3 protein-coding genes are annotated in these 3,010 nt (G+C 67.3%); 1 reads left to right on the top strand and 2 read right to left on the bottom strand.

Going from position 1 to position 3,010, the window contains the following annotated elements; all coding sequences use genetic code 11:
* Positions 1-569: 569 nt before the first annotated feature.
* Positions 570-2,153 (top strand): pentapeptide repeat-containing protein, encoded by a 1,584-nt coding sequence (locus P409_RS30545; protein ID WP_152613634.1) that lies wholly within the window; start codon positions 570-572, stop codon positions 2,151-2,153.
* Between the two features lie 25 nt (positions 2,154-2,178).
* Here the strand turns inward: P409_RS30545 and P409_RS30540 are convergent, their stop codons facing one another.
* Positions 2,179-2,583, bottom strand: a complete 405-nt coding sequence (locus tag P409_RS30540) for a VOC family protein (protein WP_034847322.1) — start codon at positions 2,581-2,583, stop codon at positions 2,179-2,181.
* Positions 2,584-2,612: 29 nt separating this feature from the next.
* Positions 2,613-2,927, bottom strand: coding sequence for an antibiotic biosynthesis monooxygenase family protein (locus P409_RS30535; RefSeq protein ID WP_034847320.1), 315 nt, complete (start codon positions 2,925-2,927; stop codon positions 2,613-2,615).
* Positions 2,928-3,010: the final 83 nt, after the last annotated feature.

Here is a 3,010-nt window from a genome sequence, read left to right as displayed (position 1 = left end):
GCTGATCGGGATGGTCGGCTATGTGCCGGCCCTGGCGCTGCTGCACCTGGCGGCCCCGCCCCTGGGCTCGGCCGCGGCCCTGGGCCTCGGCCTGGCCGCCTGCGTGTGCTGGAACGCCGCCATGCTGGCCCTGCGCAGCCGCAAGGCGGCGCCGGGCCGGCCCTAGCCCGCCGGAACGGTTCCCGGGCCGGCCTCTGGGATATCGGGCGCACAATCCCCCACATGCCGATTTCGCAACTGCGAACTCCGTGTTAGATTCGACAGGTTAGCATTCGCTTGAAATTTACTTTCTATGGAGCGTTCTTTATTTTCTTAGAGCAGGCCCAAAAAATCATGATCGAGAGAATGCCCATCCGGCAGATATTCGACGCGGCCTAAATTCAGCATCCAAGATCCGAAACACAAGTTTCCTATGATCGATTCGCTCAAATTTTCATCGATTGTTGCGGACCCATAATGATCGCCGATCCGGACCTTCGACAGCACACCCTCTTCCCAATCGATCTTGCCGCTCCGGGCGGGCGGCCGCCCGCCATCATTCTCCGGCCCGGCCGAGGAGATTTTTCATGATGATCTGGCTCGCCAATGCCGAGACCTATCTGAACGACCATCCGAAGGCCGTCATCGCGCTGATCGCGGTCGCGGCCCTCCTGGTCCTGGTCGTCTGGCTGTGGGTCCCGGCGCGGCTGACCTCGCGCCGCAAATACGAGACCCGCGGGGAACGGATCAAGGATACGGATCGCTATCGTCGCATCATCGGGCAGCTGCTGATCGTCCCGGTTCTGGTCGTCGCCTCCCTCTACGCGCTGCATGAGGTATCCCGGGCGGCTCGCGAAAGCGCCGAGACGAGCCGGCAGGAGAGGTACAGCTACGGTTTCCAGGCCTTGGCGGACGGCAACGTCGCCGCCAGGCTCGGCGGGGTCTATGCCCTGGCCCAGCTCATAGGTGGCGACCGCCCGGACGTTCTCTGCCCCGACGGCAACCAGAGCCCGCTGTCCGGGACAGGCGGCGGAACCGCGTTCTCGGTCGAGAACCGGCTCTATCGGGTGGTGCTGGAAGGCATTGCCGCCCAGGCCGTCGCCTCGTCCCATCTCGGGCGGTCGCCGGACGGCGACGCGGCCCACCGGCCGCGGGAGGAGGCCTCGCACGAGGCGGTGGTCGGCGCGGACACCCGCGCGGCCCTCGCCGTCATCGCCCGGCGTGGCTGCGAACCCTATTCCAAGGAGGTGCCCCTCGACCTGGCGCGCGGATATTTCCGCGGCGTCTCCATGGCCTATGCCCAGCTGATCCGGTCTGATCTGCGGAATTCGGACCTATCGGCGTCCGAGCTGTATCTGGCGAATTTTTACCAGGCCAGCCTGGACAAGGCCGATTTCGGCGGATCGAACCTGACGCGGGCCAGCTTCGCCAACGCGTCCCTGGCCGGTGCGAATTTCGGGCCCGACGAGAACCTCGCCTCTCCCGATCTGCCCCGGCTGCCGCGTCTGCGGACACAGCTGGGCGGCGCCCAGATCGTCACGGCCAACGCGCAGGGGGCCGATTTCCACTGCGCGATGATGAACGACGCCCGGCTCGACGATTCGCAAATCGGCGGGGCGGATTTCCGGCACGCCACACTCGCCCGGGCGATGCTGCTCGGGGCCCGGGGACAAGGCGCCAGGTTCAGCACCGCCTGCGCGCCCGGCGCGAATTTCTCGAATCCTCCTTCCATCTCGGCCCCCAGCCGGCCCGAGGCGCGGAGATCAGACTTCTCCGGGGCAGACTTCTCGGAGGGGTTCTTCCGCTCGGCCCGGTTCGACAACATCGATCTGCGGAATGCGAATTTCGTCCGGGCCGATCTGACGGGCGCGAACTTCGGATACAGCGACCTGACCAATGTGGATTTCCGCGGCGCCAATCTGACCGGCGTGAGATTCGACGGGGCGAACCTGACCGGGGTCAAGATGGGCGGCGCCCTCATCTGCGACGTCACCGGCCTGCCGGAGAGCGTCGCGCGCGCGAATTGCGGAGGGCAGTTCCTGCCCATCGAGGCGGCCCGTTATGGCGAGGGCTGCCAGCCGGCGATCGAAGTGGGCGCCGGCCAGAACCAGCAATGTCCCTTTGAGCCGGAAGGCGCCGTCGTGGTGAGCGCCCCGACGACGGCGGCCAACTGAGTTCCCTCGGCGCAAGGCGCGGGCTTCAGCCCCCGGCCGTGATCACGACCGAGTCCGCCGACCGTGCCGCCGCGCCGTGATGCACGGCCTCGATGTTGTTGCCGTCGGGGTCGAGCGCGAAGGCGCCGTAATAGCCGGGATGATAATGCCGCTCGCCCGGTGCGCCGTTGTCGCGCCCGCCGGCGGCCAGCGCCGCGGCGTGGAAGCGCTGGACGGTCTCTCGGTCTGCCGCCTGGAAGGCCAGATGGACATGGCTGATCGCGTCGCCCGGGCTGACGAACAGCTCGTCCGAGGCGAAGAAGCCCGGCCCTTCATAGGTGATGGAGCGGCCGACCGAAGCCAGCACCGCGGCATAGAAGCGCTTGCTCGCCTCCAGGTCGCGCACCACCAGATGGACATGGTCGATCAGCCGGCCCTGATGGAACTGCATGGCGCTCTCTCCCCTTGTCCGGCGCGCTTCTAGCGCGTCCCCTGGGTGTCGATCACCTCGAAATGCTCGACCTCCGGGTCGAAGCGGGTGAGGAAGTCCCGGTCGCGCGGATAGTACCGGGCGCGGCCGTACTCCTCGCCGGCGAAGGCCTTGATCGCCTCCACCGACTCCCAGAGGGTCAGGGTCGTGAACTCCACCTCCTCGCCTCTGTCCCGGCACAGCAGCCAGACGCCGCGGTTGCCCGGCGTCCGGGCGTAGTCGCCGAGGCCGGTCTGTCGCAGATAGGCGACATAGGCGTCCTTCTTCGCCTTCGGCACCGGGCCGCGCCACATCCGTGCGATCATGTCGGGTCCTTTCCCTGGGTGAGGTCGAGGCGGACGAGTGGGCCGGGTCGGGCCGCGCCGCGCCACCTCGCGAAAGCCGAGGT

Origin of the sequence: Inquilinus limosus MP06 (assembly GCF_000767795.1) — a bacterium.
Classification (GTDB): Bacteria; Pseudomonadota; Alphaproteobacteria; order DSM-16000; family Inquilinaceae; genus Inquilinus; species Inquilinus limosus_E.
The sequence above is the reverse complement of the archived record's forward strand: the minus strand, read 5'-3'. Positions and strand labels throughout refer to the sequence as shown.

Bases quoted from the DNA above. Each gene is read 5' to 3' on its own strand.
- P409_RS30545 (WP_152613634.1), top strand. From the start codon at position 570: ATGATCTGGCTCGCCAATGCCGAGACCTATCTGAACGACCATCCGAAG.
- P409_RS30535 (WP_034847320.1), bottom strand. From the start codon at position 2,927: ATGATCGCACGGATGTGGCGCGGCCCGGTGCCGAAGGCGAAGAAGGAC.
- P409_RS30540 (WP_034847322.1), bottom strand. From the start codon at position 2,583: ATGCAGTTCCATCAGGGCCGGCTGATCGACCATGTCCATCTGGTGGTG.